This window comes from Desulforamulus hydrothermalis Lam5 = DSM 18033 (assembly GCF_000315365.1).
Taxonomy (GTDB): Bacteria; Bacillota; Desulfotomaculia; order Desulfotomaculales; family Desulfotomaculaceae; genus Desulfotomaculum; species Desulfotomaculum hydrothermale.
Map to the genome: position 1 here is coordinate 39,674 of NZ_CAOS01000001.1, position 14,984 is coordinate 54,657.

18 protein-coding genes are annotated in these 14,984 nt (G+C 43.7%); 15 read left to right on the forward strand and 3 right to left on the reverse strand.

What is annotated here, in order from left to right; all coding sequences use genetic code 11:
- Positions 1 to 13 precede the first annotated feature (13 nt).
- Both DESHY_RS00220 and DESHY_RS00225 read left to right on the forward strand, forming a co-directional pair.
- Complete coding sequence (locus tag DESHY_RS00220) at positions 14 to 439, forward strand: DUF7768 domain-containing protein (protein WP_008409508.1); 426 nt, start codon at positions 14 to 16, stop codon at positions 437 to 439.
- Positions 436 to 2,160, forward strand: coding sequence for a phage NrS-1 polymerase family protein (locus DESHY_RS00225; RefSeq protein ID WP_008409509.1), 1,725 nt, complete (start codon positions 436 to 438; stop codon positions 2,158 to 2,160). The genes DESHY_RS00220 and DESHY_RS00225 overlap by 4 nt, the downstream gene beginning before the upstream one ends.
- Before the next feature lie 14 nt (positions 2,161 to 2,174).
- Here the strand turns inward: DESHY_RS00225 and istB are convergent, their stop codons facing one another.
- The 3 genes from istB to istA all read right to left on the reverse strand — a co-directional run bounded on the left by istB (position 2,175) and on the right by istA (position 4,503).
- On the reverse strand, positions 2,175 to 2,930 hold the full coding sequence (gene istB, locus DESHY_RS00230) for an IS21-like element helper ATPase IstB (protein WP_008409511.1): 756 nt from the start codon (positions 2,928 to 2,930) through the stop codon (positions 2,175 to 2,177).
- The gene (locus DESHY_RS14370; protein ID WP_008409514.1) at positions 2,918 to 3,133 is read right to left on the reverse strand and encodes a hypothetical protein; all 216 of its coding nucleotides are present in this window, start codon (positions 3,131 to 3,133) and stop codon (positions 2,918 to 2,920) included. The genes istB and DESHY_RS14370 overlap by 13 nt, the downstream gene beginning before the upstream one ends.
- Before the next feature lie 215 nt (positions 3,134 to 3,348).
- On the reverse strand, positions 3,349 to 4,503 hold the full coding sequence (gene istA / locus DESHY_RS00235; protein ID WP_008409516.1) for an IS21 family transposase: 1,155 nt from the start codon (positions 4,501 to 4,503) through the stop codon (positions 3,349 to 3,351).
- 222 nt (positions 4,504 to 4,725) lie between these two features.
- On the opposite strand from istA, the gene DESHY_RS00240 reads away from it, so the two are divergent.
- From DESHY_RS00240 to DESHY_RS00310, 13 genes are all read left to right on the forward strand, one after another.
- A complete protein-coding gene (locus DESHY_RS00240) occupies positions 4,726 to 5,493 on the forward strand; it encodes a hypothetical protein (RefSeq protein WP_008409518.1) in 768 nt (255 codons plus the stop codon).
- Positions 5,494 to 5,796: 303 nt separating this feature from the next.
- A complete protein-coding gene (locus tag DESHY_RS00245) occupies positions 5,797 to 6,099 on the forward strand; it encodes a VRR-NUC domain-containing protein (protein WP_048817747.1) in 303 nt (100 codons plus the stop codon).
- 91 nt (positions 6,100 to 6,190) lie between these two features.
- On the forward strand, positions 6,191 to 6,646 hold the full coding sequence (locus DESHY_RS00250) for a hypothetical protein (protein ID WP_011838164.1): 456 nt from the start codon (positions 6,191 to 6,193) through the stop codon (positions 6,644 to 6,646).
- A 242-nt stretch (positions 6,647 to 6,888) separates the two neighbouring features.
- Positions 6,889 to 7,299, forward strand: a complete 411-nt coding sequence (locus DESHY_RS00255; RefSeq protein ID WP_008409522.1) for a hypothetical protein — start codon at positions 6,889 to 6,891, stop codon at positions 7,297 to 7,299.
- 39 nt (positions 7,300 to 7,338) lie between these two features.
- Positions 7,339 to 8,337: a type II TA system antitoxin MqsA family protein gene (locus DESHY_RS00260; RefSeq protein ID WP_008409524.1), complete on the forward strand. Its 999-nt coding sequence runs from the start codon at positions 7,339 to 7,341 to the stop codon at positions 8,335 to 8,337.
- Between the two features lie 144 nt (positions 8,338 to 8,481).
- Positions 8,482 to 8,724, forward strand: coding sequence for a hypothetical protein (locus tag DESHY_RS00265; protein ID WP_048817748.1), 243 nt, complete (start codon positions 8,482 to 8,484; stop codon positions 8,722 to 8,724).
- Positions 8,725 to 8,846: 122 nt separating this feature from the next.
- Positions 8,847 to 9,206 (forward strand): HNH endonuclease, encoded by a 360-nt coding sequence (locus DESHY_RS13380; RefSeq protein ID WP_072866255.1) that lies wholly within the window; start codon positions 8,847 to 8,849, stop codon positions 9,204 to 9,206.
- A 120-nt stretch (positions 9,207 to 9,326) separates the two neighbouring features.
- The gene (locus DESHY_RS00275; protein ID WP_008409526.1) at positions 9,327 to 9,878 is read left to right on the forward strand and encodes a P27 family phage terminase small subunit; all 552 of its coding nucleotides are present in this window, start codon (positions 9,327 to 9,329) and stop codon (positions 9,876 to 9,878) included.
- 156 nt (positions 9,879 to 10,034) lie between these two features.
- Positions 10,035 to 11,333 carry a site-specific DNA-methyltransferase gene (locus tag DESHY_RS00285; RefSeq protein WP_008409528.1) on the forward strand — a complete coding sequence of 433 codons (1,299 nt, stop codon included), beginning with the start codon at positions 10,035 to 10,037 and terminating at the stop codon, positions 11,331 to 11,333.
- The gene (locus DESHY_RS00290; RefSeq protein ID WP_008409529.1) at positions 11,305 to 12,594 is read left to right on the forward strand and encodes a site-specific DNA-methyltransferase; all 1,290 of its coding nucleotides are present in this window, start codon (positions 11,305 to 11,307) and stop codon (positions 12,592 to 12,594) included. Before DESHY_RS00285 ends, DESHY_RS00290 begins: the two co-directional genes overlap by 29 nt.
- 116 nt (positions 12,595 to 12,710) lie before the next feature.
- Entirely contained in the window at positions 12,711 to 13,403 is a 693-nt protein-coding gene (locus DESHY_RS00295) for a hypothetical protein (RefSeq protein ID WP_008409530.1), read from the forward strand.
- On the forward strand, positions 13,396 to 13,959 hold the full coding sequence (locus tag DESHY_RS14915; RefSeq protein WP_008409531.1) for a DUF4314 domain-containing protein: 564 nt from the start codon (positions 13,396 to 13,398) through the stop codon (positions 13,957 to 13,959). Before DESHY_RS00295 ends, DESHY_RS14915 begins: the two co-directional genes overlap by 8 nt.
- Positions 13,960 to 14,100: 141 nt before the next feature.
- Positions 14,101 to 14,871, forward strand: a complete 771-nt coding sequence (locus DESHY_RS00310; RefSeq protein ID WP_476580432.1) for an amidoligase family protein — start codon at positions 14,101 to 14,103, stop codon at positions 14,869 to 14,871.
- Positions 14,872 to 14,984 lie beyond the last annotated feature (113 nt).

The window sequence follows — 14,984 nt, forward strand, 5'->3', positions numbered from 1 at the left end:
AGGGGGTAATACCATGAGTATCAGCAAGTTTAACGCGGAAGGATATTACGACCCCACACCTTATGAAGCACTGCTTAGGATTGAGCGAGAGGCCAGGAAAGCGCCTTACAGACCGATGGTATTTATCTGCAGCCCATATGCTGGTGATATAGAACGTAATATCCGTAAGGCTCAGGGGTACTGCCGCTTTGCAGTGAGCAGGAATTGCATACCTATTGCTCCGCACCTCTTGTTTCCGCAGTTTATGGACGACGATGATGAACAAATGCGGGATCTGGGCTTGTTCTTTGGCATGGTGCTGATGTCAAAGTGTTCAGAAGTGTGGGTATTTGGCAGAAAAATTACTAAAGGGATGTCCATTGAGATTGAAAAGGCAAAGCAGCGCAGCATTCCGATCCGGTATTTTAATGAACAATGCGAGGAGGTACGATGTAAGTGAGCATCTCATTCCCTAAAGAACTGGCTAACCGGAAGCAATGGATATGCTGGCGTCTGGAACCAAACACAAAGGACGGAAAAGACAGTAAAATCCCTTACAATCCCTTAACCGGCAGAAAAGCCTCAAGCACTAACCCAAACGACTGGTCGACCCTTGACAATGCGGTTGCGGCAAAAGAACAATACCTCTATACCGGATTGGGTTTTGTATTCGCAAAAAGCGGAGGCTTAGTAGGGATAGACATAGATCACTGCCGCGACAAAAACACTGGGGAATTAAACGATACCGCCAAGGCTATCCTTGAGCGGTTTCCGTCCTATACGGAAATCAGCCCTTCAGGAACTGGGCTTCATATTTTCTATAAAGGGGAGATGCCTGCCAAGGGCAATAAAAACACAAAAACCGGCGTTGAAATGTATGCCCACAGCAGATATTTCACAATGACTGGCGAACGACTGCCAGGGACTCCTGATTACATTGCTGAAGATAACGGGGCACTGGCCTGGATACATGAGAATTATATCAAAAGTAAAAAGCGGAGAGGAAAAAGCAAGAAAGACAGTAAGGTGGTTAAGCTAGAGCCGCTTACAGACGAAGAAATTCTGGAGAAAGCCCGGACAGCCGAAAACCATAAGGAATTTAACCTGCTATGGGAAGGAAAATGGCAGGAAGCAGGGTATCCCAGCCAGTCCGAAGCCGACCTTGCCCTTTGCTGTATGCTGGCTTTCTGGTCAGGCAAAAACAAAGAGCAGATGGACAGGCTGTTTAGAAATTCCGGGTTATTCCGGGAAAAGTGGGATACGGTACATCATGCAAGTGGAGCAACATATGGGCAGGAGACACTGGATAAGGCCATTGAAGTCACAGAGAACGTATACAGCCGCGAGAGCGAGTCGGTTATCTTTGAACATGAGGGCAGGTATTACCGCACCAGAGGCGAAAGCGTGTATCCTATAACAAACTTTATCATCCAGCCGGTGGAGATGATTGTATCAGAAGATGAAACGCAAATGACCGCCGATCTTATTACAATCCGCGATGAAGTATACCGCCAGACCTTTATGACTACCGACTTCAATAACATCCAAAAGTTTAAAAATATCTTGAACCGCCGGACAATATCCTTAGGCTATTTTGGCTCAGAAGGAGATTTGGAACTGCTGAAAGGTTATATATCCGAAATGGAGTGGGTACAAAAAACAGGGGTCAAGGCTCTTGGAATTTATGAGCATGGCGAGCGGATGGTATATGTTTCAACGGATGGTGCCATTGAAGCCGGAGGCAACATTGTTGAAGATATCGTGCAGCTTGATAAGTATAAAAGCATAACAACCGATATTCTAATCTTTGAGCCATTGACAAAGGAACAGCTTGTTATGCTTGGAGAATGGATCCTCAGCTATAACGAACCTATAAAAACGGTGTCAGTGATGGCATGGGTAGCAGGATGCTTTATTAAACCGCATCTTAAAAAATCGGGCATTAAATTTCCGCATTTATTGCTTGTCGGAGAACAGGGCAGCGGAAAAAGTAATACATTGGAGCGGGTTATTCTGCCGGTATTTTCATGCAGTAAAATCCGCGCGGCTACACAGGTTACTGCATTTACACTGATGAAGGAATCTGCATCATCGAATCTGATACCGCAGCTGATGGATGAATTCAAACCTTCAAAGATAGACAAGTGTGACCGTCAAGTACTTTTGAACAAATTTCGCTAAATAATTTTTAGCATCTAATTATTTCCAAAAATGGTTTTGCGATGTTTGATTCGGTAGCTGTCACCACTTAAATGAACCACCTCACTTTTATGGATTATGCGATCCAAAATTGCGGTTGTAATTGCCGGATCACCGAGCAACTCTCCCCAGTCTTCAGGACCTTTGTTAGAGGTAATTATCAGAGAGGTTTGGCCATAGAGCCGGTTGACCAGTTGGAAGAACATATTGGCTTCATTGCGATCCATGGCCATAAACATCAGGTCATCAATTATGACCAAGTCTGAGGAAATTATCCGTTTGATCCTAACCCGGCCGCTGCGGGTGATTTCCTGAGTCTTAAACAGGTGAATCAGGGCATCCATCTGAATAAAGCTGACTTTATACCCCCGGCGAATAGCCTCAATACCCAAGCCAATAGCCAAATGGGTTTTTCCGACTCCAGGAGGCCCAAGCAATATGAGATTGTATGCCTGCTCAACCCATAGTAATTCCTTCAGTTGTTGTAACTGCTTTTTACTTAAGGATTGTTGTTCAGCCGGATTGAAGGATTCGAGAGATTTATATTCCGGGAATGCCGCCCATTTCAACCGCTTTTCCTGGTGTTTTTCTTCCCGTTTATGCAGCTCATACTGGATGAGTTGATGTAGAAACTCCCGGCAGGTAAGTTGTTTGGCCTCTGCGTCTATTAAAAAATCATCAAGAATCTTTGCTGTTTCAGAAAAATTCAACAACTTCATTTGCTGTTTTAATTCAGCGGTTACTCCTGGCATATCAGGCCTCCATTCATAATTTGTTGATAAATTTTAATATCTCGCACCTGAGGTTTGGTTTTCAGTTTGCTTCGGTCTGTTTCGTCTAAAGGCTTAATTTCTGGTGAAACATCTTTATATACGGGTTTTCCCAAAGTATCCTGTTCTTTAAAATGCTTTACAGCGTCAACAAAATCTGTTGCACTAAATAACTTGTGTTTCAAACAATATCCCAGCGCCTTTGCAATTACCTGCGTGCTTAAATCCGTGATATTTTGCTGGATTAATTGCAACTGATCCCGGATATATCGTGGTTTTTGTTCCCGGATTTTTTCGAGAAATGCTCTGGCCTGTGAAGGGTCGTTAAAAAGGTTAGCTACACTGTCAATATACTTGTCAATTCCCTTGGAACGGTCCCGGCTGTGATTATTATTTTTAATCAGCTTGCCTTTTTCATGACATATATTGTGCCTGGCCAGTTCCTGGCGGTAGCTTGGTCATAAATTACCAGGACATTATCATCAACTACTTCGACCAAGACTTCTTTATCCATGCCGTCGTATGTTCCCAACGGAACCGAGTAGCGATTGCCGTTGTACCAAACAGTATTGTCTTTTCGAACTCGTCTTGTTATACTATTGGTACAACTTATTTCCATTTTTTCAAGAACCGGTCGAAGGTGTTGTTTTTCGAGTACGAACACTTCCGCCGGTATTTTCTTTGTCGTGTTATGCTTCTTTCCGTTACCTGTCCGTTCTAGCCAGGCCAAGCAATCTTCGTTTAGCTTGTCCAGGTTAAAAAACATCCGATGTTTAGCAAAGTTCTTTTTTACGTATCCCACTACGTTTTCTATCCGTCCTTTGCTCTCTGGGTCCTGTTTACGGCACATGTAGATTTGAAAACCCCGTTTTTTCGCATAAGCGGCAAATTCATGCGTCATAATCAGGTCTCCGTAGTTTTCGCTGACCAGGATAAGATGATCTTGGTCGTAGACAATCTCTTTTGTCATACCACCAAAGTATGCAAAAGCATTTTCATGAATCTGGATAACATCTGCCGTTGTAAAGGGCCGGTCAAGCCACGCCACGTATTTATACCGGGAATGGGACAGCACAAAGGTAATGAACCAAAGTTTGATTAGATTCCCTTTGATATTTTTAAGTTTGGTCTCACCAAAATCAACCTGCATCTGATAACCCATGGGCGGGTCTTCGACGGCTTCGTACTGCCTTTTATGTATGGTTTTCGGGATATCATGCTCCTTTCTTAATCTAGATACATAATTTCTTACGGTACTCTCACAGACATCTACCTCCGGGTGCCTTTCTAATAACCAGTCCAGTACCTGAGCTGCTGAAAAATCCGGATATTCCTTAAGCCACGATAAAATTTCTCCACCAACACAGTCCAGCTTTTTCTGCCGGGTCTTCAATTCTTTAATGGCCTTCTCTAATTCATCTGGCTCAAGCCTTTCGTACTTGTACACGGTATTTCTGGAAATGCCTAAATGTCTGGCTATCTGTGATACATTTAATCCTAACTCCTTAAGCCGGTGTATTTCTAAATACATGCTCCACCTTTCCGCAATTTTCATTATACCCTCTCCCAATGATGATTGAATTGCCAGTTCAATCATACAGGAAAGGTATATTGTGGTAAATACTGTTCATTTTTATTTAGCGGAATCTGTTAATTATATTTTAGCGGTTACAACAAGTTAAGGCTAAATGCCTTATACAACCATCTTCGTGATGCATATGACGGGCATGAAGGTGTCCGTGGCCGGGCGGATCAAAGTGCTGTTACTTATGAACTGTTGGCGCCTATTATTGTAGCTGGTGAGGAATCGCCGGATGAAGCGGCTATTAGGGAACGAAGTATAGAATTGCTTTTCAGTAAGAAGGACTTAAAACCGGCCAGCCATAGGCAAGCATTTTATAAGTTGTGTGCAAAAGCGGATCTGCTTGGCAGCTTCGGCCGGAGCCTGCTGGATATAGCACTCAGGGTATCGCCCGATGAGGCGGAGAAATGGTATGAGGAAGCAAAGTCAGAGATATCTGATGAGTTTCCATCCCGTATCGTCAATAACCTTGCATGCTGCTATGCCGGATTGAGCCTAGTAAACAAACTGTGTGAATTCCTTAATGTAACGTGGTCTGAAGTGTTTCCCATTAACAAAGGTGCATGTATTCGATATCTTCAGAACGGTGTGCAGGAGTACTTACTGGATGGCGGCAGTAATAATAAGACCATTGTAGAACAGACGCTGGAAATCATGGCCCGGATGAAACTGGCTCCGAATCAAGACTACACTTTTGATAAAGATGGCAAGGTTATCGGGATTCGTTTCTGTGATGTATATGACCGCTATACCAAGTACAGACGCGATTATGCAATCACAGGTGAATGTCTTCCATATAACCAGTTTTTGAAGCAATTGAGGCAAAGTGACTTTTTTATAGAGAGCAATAAAACGATGCGTTTCGGAAATGAAACAAAAAAAGCGTGGGCTCTTGATTTCTCGATACTGAAAGAGCGATGCGATGTGAGCGGCTTTGAGATCACAGATATTGAGCCTCTTTAGTATCGAAAAAGGTAACAAGGTAACAAAAAGGTAACGCCCGAAACGCTGATGAATAGCCACTTGTTACCGATGTTACCTTTGTTACCTCAACTTTATATATACGCGCGAGAGATGAAATTATTTTTTGAAAAAATAAAAAATAAAAAAAATATAAATATTTGTGTCTATACCTTCCCCCAAAAAGAGGTAACAAGGTAACAAAATCCGCAAATGCGCTTGTAAAGCGGGTTTGAGAAGTTACCTTTTTAGAAATACCGGGGTAACAAGAGGGGAAAAAGTAACATTTTTGGAGGATGAGCGGTTATGTCTGAAAAGAGTATTGTGACTAAAATCCTGCGGTACTTAAAGACAGTACCGGGGTGTTTCTGCTGGAAGGAACATGGCGGTATGTACGGGACAGCGGGAATACCAGACATTATTGCCTGTGTAAATGGGCGGTTTATAGCTTTTGAAGTAAAAACCCCATCGGGAAAGACAACAAAACTGCAGGAAGCAACCATCAAAAAAATCCTCAATGCCGGAGGAGTGGCAGCGGTTGTCCATTCGGTAGATGAGGTGAAGGTTATTCTGGAAAAGCATGGCCTTCTGCAAAGAACGAAGACATAACGAACAAGGAAACAAGCACTGCAAAGCAATGCAAAAAAGCACACTGCTTCAAAGATCAAGGTTTTTTATCTTGATTTTTTGGAGGTGCGATATGCTGATTGCATGGCAGTATTTAGATAAAAAAGCGGCTGCTGTTGAAGCTTTGAAAGATTACAGCAGCATGCAGTACATTATCGAACACAGTGATGAGGATATATATGAAATTGAAACCCGTATGACAAGCCCTCATAGTGCAAAGATTACCGGAGTTCCGGGCAAACACAATCCCAAAAGCGGCGAAGAACGCCTTGCTGCTTGCCTTGACGAGATTGATGTGTTGAAAGAACGTTACAGGCGGGCATTGGAATATATGGAGTGGTTCAAGCCTGCTTGGGAAGCTCTGTCGGAGGAAGAACAGTTTATACTGACAGAATTTTTTGTTAATGATGTGAGTAAGACAGAAGCTGTAGCAAACATCGGAGAGAAGCTGTTTCTTGAAAGAGCACAGGTATACCGCAGGAAAGACAAGGCGCTTAATCATCTTGCACTGCTTTTATATGGGAAGTAGTTTAAGATAACATTAGCTGCATGTTAAATAGGAAACCCACTTAGATAGAGCGATCTACCTAAGTGGGTATTTTTTATGGCCTACTGTATTGCGCTTAAAGTAAGCTCGTAGGATCTGTTATTTATAGTATACGCTCTTTAATAAGAAAATCAATTAGATTTGAAAAAATGAACTAATTGATGCATAAATCTTGACAATAGGCATATAATATAGTATCATTGTATCACAAAAGAGGTGATGCAATGAATCAGCACTATAATCAGAACTATACCCGGGATCAGATTGATGAGATTTTGGCAATGATACAAGACTGTATAAGAGAGGGCAGATTTATTATATCAAAAAATGAGAATAGACAAGAAAACATAGATTTTATAAATGAATATAACTTAAATAGTAGAAGGCAAAAAGAGATTTTACTAAAAATAAAAACAGAAGATTTCTGCCATTCATTGCAAAATACAAAAATAGGATTTGAACATGAGGTTTTATATGTATTTTGTCCCCAGGTTACGTTATTTAACTTTGATGGTATCGAGGAGCTAGTTGATATATATACGAAATTTAATCTAATTGATAGTGAGAGTGGAAAACGAGTGGTTGTCATATCGTTTCATAAGCGAAACAAGCCGATTGATTATCTTTTCCGATGATCAATCAGAAAGTTTGAGAGTTTGAAAGGAGGTCGCCTTATGAATAGGAATAAGACATTTTGCGAGGAATGCAGAAGAGATGTCGAATACATGGTAGAAACAGCAACAATTAAGGGTAAACTTAAAGGCGAAGAATATGAGTATACTGGAAAGAAGGCTGTTTGTACGGAATGTGGGAGCGAAGTCTATGTAGCGGATATAGAGGACGAAAATCTAAAGGCTTTGTATGACACGTACCGTCAAAAAAACGGCATTATTTCGCTGGAGAAGATATTAGAAATACCTCAGAAATACAATATTGGCAAACGTCCGCTGTCATTGCTTTTAGGCTGGGGAGAAATGACTTTTTCGAGATATTGTGAGGGTGATATGCCTACAAAACAGTATTCGGATATTCTTCAAAAGATTTATGATGATCCAGCGTATTATAAAGAATTGCTGGAGAAAAATAAGGATAATTTAAAATCTCCGCAGGCATATGAAAAAAGTAAGCGGAAGGTACAGGAACTGCTTGGAGAGGGAAAAAATGCAGGTTCAAAGCTGGACTCGATTATACAATATCTGCTTTATAAGTGCGAGGACATAACTCCTTTAGCTTTACAAAAGGCACTATATTATGTCCAGGGTTTTTATTATGCTTTTGAAGGACGGTTTCTTTTTGAAGAAGACTGTGAGGCATGGGTTCATGGACCGGTTTACAGAGATGTATATAACAGGTATTCATCTTATCGGTTTGACCCAATTGAGAGTGTTGAAGTTTTCGATGAATCAGTTTTTACAACTTCTGAAAAAGCAATACTGGATAGTGTTATTAAAAACTTTTGCTGTTATAGCGGAAAAATATTAGAAGAATTTACGCATCTGGAGAAGCCATGGCGGCGTACCAGGGACGGTTTGCCGGTGGATGCGCATTCTAATCGTGTAATACCCAAAGAATTGATCGGGGAATATTTTGTTGCTGTGAAAGAAAAATTTAACATGCTTACTCCTGGAGATATAGAAGTATACTCGAAAGCTATCTTTGAACAAATAAACTGATATTTTTAGCTTCCTTTTAGGTGAGATATTTATGAGATGCAAAACATAGAAATCCAATATATAATGATATCATGAAAAAATGCCATTAAAACGCATAAGCCCTTCGGGGCTTTTTCTTATGACATAAAACGGGAGTGAAGAAAGATGTACGATAATTGTTTTGGCAGTAACGGAAAGAATGGCTGCAATATCCTGACTGTACGCAAGTGTCAGCAAGATAAATGTTCCTTCTATAAAAGCACCCAGGAGTTAGAGGAAGATAGAAAAAAGGCTTATCTTTTGCTTGCAGCTTTATCACCCGATATGCAGCGGTATATTTCGGATAAATATTATAATGGCAGGATGCCATGGGCAAATAGCAAATATGCTTTTCAGTATTCAAGATGAGATTTTTATGAGATGAAATTCATTATAAATCCAAATATAATGGTATTGTGAAAAATTATGGATAAGCCTTCATGGGATGAACCTGTGAGGGCTTTTTTTATACCCGTAAAGGAGGTGGCCAGATGCCAAGAAAGCCAAAAAGGCCTTGCTCCTTTCCAGGCTGTCCTGAACTGACGGACGGAAGGTACTGTGACATGCATCAAAGGCAAGAGGATGCTTATTACAACAAATACGAACGAGATCCCCAAACAAGAAAACGCTATGGTCGGAGATGGAAACGCATCAGGGACAGATATATCTCAGAGCATCCGCTTTGCGAGGAGTGCCAAAAGTACGGAAGGCTTACACCAGCCGAAGAGGTACATCATATTATCCCTTTATCCAAAGGCGGAACCAATGCAGACAGTAACCTTATGAGCCTGTGCAAACAATGTCACTCATCGATTACTGCTCGCGAAGGAGAACGATGGGCAAGACGGTAGGGGGGTCAAAATCTCTGGTGAAGTAGTTTTGTGCAACGGGCGGGGGGTCACGCGCGAAAAATCGCAGTTTCAAACGGGGTATATCCCCTGTTTATTTTTACATGAATCGAGGTGATGTGTATGGCAAAGGACGGTACCAACCGCGGCGGGGCACGTATCGGTGCAGGACAGAAGAAAAAGCCTCTGGCGGATAAGATTTTGGAAGGAAATCCCGGCAGACGAAAGCTCATGGTAATGGAGTTTACGGATGCTGCGGAACTGGAAGGAGGGAGCATGCCGCCACCAAGGGATTATCTTGCCGCAAAGCAGAAGAACGGAAAAACAACACTGGCGGTGGAAATATACGAAAAAACATGGCAGTGGCTTAAGGAACGCAGGTGTGTTCACCTTATCCCTGCGCAGCTTATAGAGCAATATGCCCAGAGTGTGGCGCGGTGGATCCAGTGCGAGGAATGTATCACCGAATTTGGCTTTCTTGCCAAGCATCCGACGACTGGCAATGCCATCCCGTCACCTTATGTGGCGATGAGCCAAAGCTTCATGAAACAGGCAAATAACCTGTGGTATCAGATTTACCAAGTTGTGCGGGAAAACTGTGCTACCGAATACAAAGGGGCCACTCCCCACGACGACGTGATGGAAAAACTCCTGACAGCCAGGAGGGGTGGCTGATGAGTAATATAAAGTTAATCTTCCTTAGAGAACTTAGAAAATATAAAGACCATTTAACGAAGCAGCAGTTTAAGACTCTGCGGGGACAAGTATTAAACGGAGATTGTGAGGGCGCAAAAAAGGGTCTTAAGAAAATATTGAACAGGAGAATGCAACATGAACATACAAAAAATATCTGTTGACAAACTTAATCCTGCAGAATACAACCCGCGCAAGGATTTAAAACCTGGCGATAAGGAATATGAAAAGCTAAAACGGTCAATAGAGGAATTTGGCTATGTGGAGCCTGTTATCTGGAACCAAAAAACAGGTAATGTGGTAGGCGGGCATCAACGCTTAAAGGTTTTGCTGGACTTGGGACAGACTGAGATAGATTGCGTCGTTGTAGATCTTGACCTGCAGAGAGAAAAAGCGCTCAATCTTGCTCTTAATAAGATTCAGGGAGAGTGGGATGAGAATAAACTGGCTGAACTGATGGCTGAGTTGGACGCAGGTGCATTTGATGTTTCGCTTACAGGGTTTGACGCTTCTGAAATAGACGAACTGCTTAACCGATGGTACTCCAAAGAGGCGATACAAGACAGCTTTGACATAGATAAAGCGCATGAGGAAATTGTGCAGCGCGAACCTGTAACGAAGCGGGGCGATATCTGGCTTCTCGGGAATCATCGCTTGATGTGCGGCGACTCTACTAAGGATGAGGATTTTGAGAAGTTGATGGAAGGGTGTCACGCACAGATGGCAGTGACTTCCCCTCCATATGGGGTAGGCAAAGAATATGAAAAGGCCGGGATTGAACCATGGTTCGAGACAGTACGCCCAGTGATTAGAAACCTGTGCAGGTATGCAGATATTGTCTGCTGGAACCTGGGCGACCTTTACGCCACCGGCTCACAGTTCATTGAGCCTACCAGCGTATACAGCGTGAATATGTTTTTAGACAACGGCTACCGCCCCATATGGATCCGCATCTGGAAGAAGCAGGGGCAGAATTTCGGCGTTGGACCCTATCACCTTGTGTCCAATAAGCCGGTTCAGCAGTATGAATATATTTCAGCCTTCAGCAAAAACGGCGAGGCTGAGGAATACAACGATCAGGAGTATGTGTGGCTTTCGGCGTTTGCCGGGCACAGTTATAAATTTGTGAAACGGCTTACAAAGGAAGAACGTAAGAAGTGGGGCTATGCGGGCATATGGGAGATGACGACTGTACGGGCAAACAAGGAACATCCGGCAATGTTCCCTGTGGAGCTTCCATGGCGGTGCATCAAAATGCACAGCGACAAAGGCGGTATTGTGCTTGAACCGTTTTCCGGCAGCGGCACCACTATAATTGCGGCTGAACAGACTGAGCGTAAATGCTATGCGATGGAGTTATCTCCTATTTACTGTGATTTAGCTGTTAAGCGCTGGGAGGACTTCACCGGTGAAAAAGCCGTCAAATTGGAGGGTTAAGATTTATGGATATACTGAAAATACCAGCAAGAAAAAATTAAAACCTTCGAGATATAACCCGCGGAAGGACTTAAAGCCGGGCGACCCTGAATATGAAAAACTACGCCGGTCTATTGAAGAGTTTGGATATGTAGAGCCGGTCATATGGAACAAACGAACCGGGAACATCGTCGGCGGGCATCAGCGGTATAAGGTACTGACAGCTTTGGGGTATAAAGAGATCGACTGTGTTGTAGTTGATTTGGATGAACAGCGGGAAAAGGCGCTCAATGTCGCTCTGAATAAAATCAGCGGCGAGTTTGATATTCCGCTTTTGACCGACCTGCTTATGGACTTAAATGAAGATGGCTTTGACGTTTCTCTTACAGGATTTGACGCTGCAGAAATCGACGAGTTGTTCCGTGATAAAACAGCCGCCAATGTCAAAGAAGATAATTTCGATGCGGAAAAGGCAGCAGCAGAGATTAAAACTCCGGTTACCAAAAGGGGTGATATATGGATGCTTGGCAGCCACCGTCTGATGTGTGGTGACAGCACCTTGCTTTCAGATGTGCAGAAGCTGATGGCTGGCCAAAAGGCGAGGTTTGTTTTCACCGACCCGCCCTGGAACGTGGATTACGGTTCGGATACCAGGCATCCGAGCTGGAAGCCAAGGCAAATTTTAAATGACAAGATGAGCACCGAAGAATTCGGCGCTTTTTTATTGCGCGCTTTTAATTGTATGAGGAAGGTTTCTGAAGCCGGATGCATGACATATGTGGTAATGAGTGCCCAGGAATGGGGCAGTTTGATGAACGTCATGCGGGAGGCAGGGTATCACTGGTCAAGCACAATCATATGGAAAAAGGACAGCCTTGTACTATCCAGAAAGGACTATCATACCCAGTACGAGCCGATCTGGTACGGCTGGCTTGAAGGGACGCGCCTTTGCCCGCTTAAAGACCGCAAACAGTCGGATGTTTGGGAGATACCTCGCCCCAAAGTGTCGGAAGAGCACCCGACCATGAAACCGGTTTCACTTGTGGCAAAGGCCATGCTCAACAGTTCCCATACTGGAGATTTAGCCCTTGACCTGTTCGGCGGATCCGGTACGACAATGATTGCAGCGCAGCAGACCGGGCGGGTTTGTTTTATGATGGAGCTTGACCCGAAATACTGCGATGTGATTGTAAAGCGCTATGTTTCACAATTTGGAGCAGATTTAGTATTTCTGCTGTCAGGTGGCAAAAAAATTCCTTACGCTGAAACACAGATTGCTTAAAAATGTCCTTGCTTTCCCCTCAAAACAGAGCGTTAATGTACCCCACCAAAAAGGAAAGGTGGGATTTTTTATGGGAATCAGAAATGGTTTAGCTTATTTGAGGGGAGGTGAACGGCATGAGCAATAATAGCTTTCGTTTTTCACAGAAGGTTGTCGGTCAGGAGAGGAAAGCCATTGCCACAGTCATTGCTGAAGCTCTTGAAGGCGGGGTGCGCTATGCCGGAGCGCCGGGTTTTGCGTATGAGGTAAACGACGGGAGCACTGCTGGCAGCTGGACGGTAGACAGGGACAGTGTGGTTCACTCGCCGAAAATCAGTCTTGATGAAATCAAAAGCATCCGTCCCGTTATTGACGCGCTGAATATGGCGGGCTTATCTGCAGAGGGAACCATGACAATTACTCTTTCTTTGGAGGGCTTTGGCGAGACAAGCCTTGAAAACCTTAGAAATATGCTGGCCAGCAAAGAGACGTTGATTAAGAAAGCACTGTCGCTTGACCGGGAACTTGAAGTATTCGCTGAAAATGATGAGATTGCTTTCCCTTTTTGGAACGCGACCCTAAATGCCGACGAGGTGCAGACGTATATCACGCTTGTAAAGCAGATGGCAGAACAGGCAAAAGCTCAGAAGCGTGTGCTGCGCATTGAAAAACCGGCAGATAATGAAAAATATGCTTTTCGCTGTTTCCTGCTTAGGTTGGGATTTATAGGAGATAACTTCAAAACCGAACGCAAGGTGCTACTTTCAAGGCTGTCCGGCAACGGGGCGTACCGGAAAGGCAGAGCAAAGGCGGTGGATGAGAATGAATGATTTTTATAGCACCGCCTTCTTTGTCAAGCATCCGTTTAGGATTGAGGATCTAAAGGTGCCGCATCGGTATGAGACGAGGAAACGATTTGCAGTTGTAAAAACCATTGAGCTTTCAAAGATTGACTATGACAACTTCGTTGCCGACCTATGCGTTGACCGCACATTTATTGAGGAAAACAAAGGGCTTTGCAGAATTGACGAGGATGGAGTATGGCTTTGCTTGCTGGTTAAGCAGCGGGGACGGTCTGATGGAGTGTTGGTAATGCCGGATGGTAGAGATTATCCAAAGTATGCCGCATATTATCCTGGAGAGGAGGGACGAGCTATGAGTGCAAGAGGCTTTCCTTCAAAAGAAACAGTCTTTCGCCTTAAAGAGCAGTATCCGCCGGGAACACGCGTTGAGCTTATCTACATGGATGATCCGTATTCTAAGCTGAAACCGGGAGACCAAGGAACAGTCTCTTATGTGGATGATATCGGAACTGTTCATATTGACTGGGACTGCGGTTCTTCTTTGGGTGTAGCTTATGGTGTAGATATGATCAGAAAGCTGTAAATGTACACAAATTAAGATGCGGAAAATCGTCCAAAATCCAGCGGAAACTCATGCAGAATTGCCTTGCTATCCTGTGTTTTCAATGGCCTAATGTACACTGCCAAAGGGCAAAAAACACAGAGAAAGCGAGGAGAAAGCGCAATGCTTACAACGAGATTTGGAATCGAGGTAGAATTGACGGGGATTACAAGAAAACAGGCGGCAAAAACTGCAGCAGCTTTTCTTGGAGGGAGGATTGAATCCAGTGGAGATTATTACGATACCCAAAAGGTTATTGCACCGGATGGACGGATATGGAAATTCATGAGCGACGGAAGCATCCGGACTCAGAAAAAGGAAAGCGGCCGGATTGTAGCGGCAGGCCGGGAATATAGCGTCGAGTTGGTAAGCCCGATACTGACATACCGCGAAGACATTGAAACCCTGCAGGAATTGATAAGGAGGCTTCGCAAGGCTGGAGGTTTTGCAAACACAAGCTGTGGAATTCATATCCATATAGACGGTGCAGACCACACACCGCGAAGCATCCGTAATTTTATCAACATTATCGCCAGCAAGAATGACCTTTTCTATAAAGCATTGCAGATTGAGCCGGACAGGATGCGGTTTTGTAAAAAGATGGATGCGACACTGGTTGAGAAGATGAATCGGCGTAAGCCCAAAACCATGGCGGCGATTGAGAGCATCTGGTACGAAGGTTACAGCGAAAGCCGAAGCACCCATTACCATAATAGCAGGTACCACTTTTTGAACCTGCACAGCTTTTTTAACGGCAATGGGACAATTGAGCTTCGAGGCTTTAACAGCGAACTTCATGCGGGAAAAATTAGAAGCTACATAGTGCTTGCCCTTGCGATTAAACCATCAGGCATTAACCCAAAAATGCGCTTCCAGCAAGAAACCACAGGTTGAAAATGAGAAGTTTGCCATGCGGACATATCTCAACCGCATAGGACTTATTGGTGATGAGTTCAAAAACTGCCGGGAGCATCTTTGCAAACACCTTGATGGTAACGCTGCATGGC

Bases quoted from the DNA above. Each gene is read 5' to 3' on its own strand.
- DESHY_RS00220 (WP_008409508.1), top strand. From the start codon at position 14: ATGAGTATCAGCAAGTTTAACGCGGAAGGATATTACGACCCCACACCT.
- istB (WP_008409511.1), bottom strand. From the start codon at position 2,930: ATGCCAGGAGTAACCGCTGAATTAAAACAGCAAATGAAGTTGTTGAAT.
- istA (WP_008409516.1), bottom strand. From the start codon at position 4,503: ATGAAAATTGCGGAAAGGTGGAGCATGTATTTAGAAATACACCGGCTT.
- DESHY_RS00245 (WP_048817747.1), top strand. From the start codon at position 5,797: ATGTCTGAAAAGAGTATTGTGACTAAAATCCTGCGGTACTTAAAGACA.
- DESHY_RS00250 (WP_011838164.1), top strand. From the start codon at position 6,191: ATGCTGATTGCATGGCAGTATTTAGATAAAAAAGCGGCTGCTGTTGAA.
- DESHY_RS00255 (WP_008409522.1), top strand. From the start codon at position 6,889: ATGAATCAGCACTATAATCAGAACTATACCCGGGATCAGATTGATGAG.
- DESHY_RS00260 (WP_008409524.1), top strand. From the start codon at position 7,339: ATGAATAGGAATAAGACATTTTGCGAGGAATGCAGAAGAGATGTCGAA.
- DESHY_RS00265 (WP_048817748.1), top strand. From the start codon at position 8,482: ATGTACGATAATTGTTTTGGCAGTAACGGAAAGAATGGCTGCAATATC.
- DESHY_RS13380 (WP_072866255.1), top strand. From the start codon at position 8,847: ATGCCAAGAAAGCCAAAAAGGCCTTGCTCCTTTCCAGGCTGTCCTGAA.
- DESHY_RS00275 (WP_008409526.1), top strand. From the start codon at position 9,327: ATGGCAAAGGACGGTACCAACCGCGGCGGGGCACGTATCGGTGCAGGA.
- DESHY_RS00285 (WP_008409528.1), top strand. From the start codon at position 10,035: ATGAACATACAAAAAATATCTGTTGACAAACTTAATCCTGCAGAATAC.
- DESHY_RS00295 (WP_008409530.1), top strand. From the start codon at position 12,711: ATGAGCAATAATAGCTTTCGTTTTTCACAGAAGGTTGTCGGTCAGGAG.
- DESHY_RS14915 (WP_008409531.1), top strand. From the start codon at position 13,396: ATGAATGATTTTTATAGCACCGCCTTCTTTGTCAAGCATCCGTTTAGG.
- DESHY_RS00310 (WP_476580432.1), top strand. From the start codon at position 14,101: ATGCTTACAACGAGATTTGGAATCGAGGTAGAATTGACGGGGATTACA.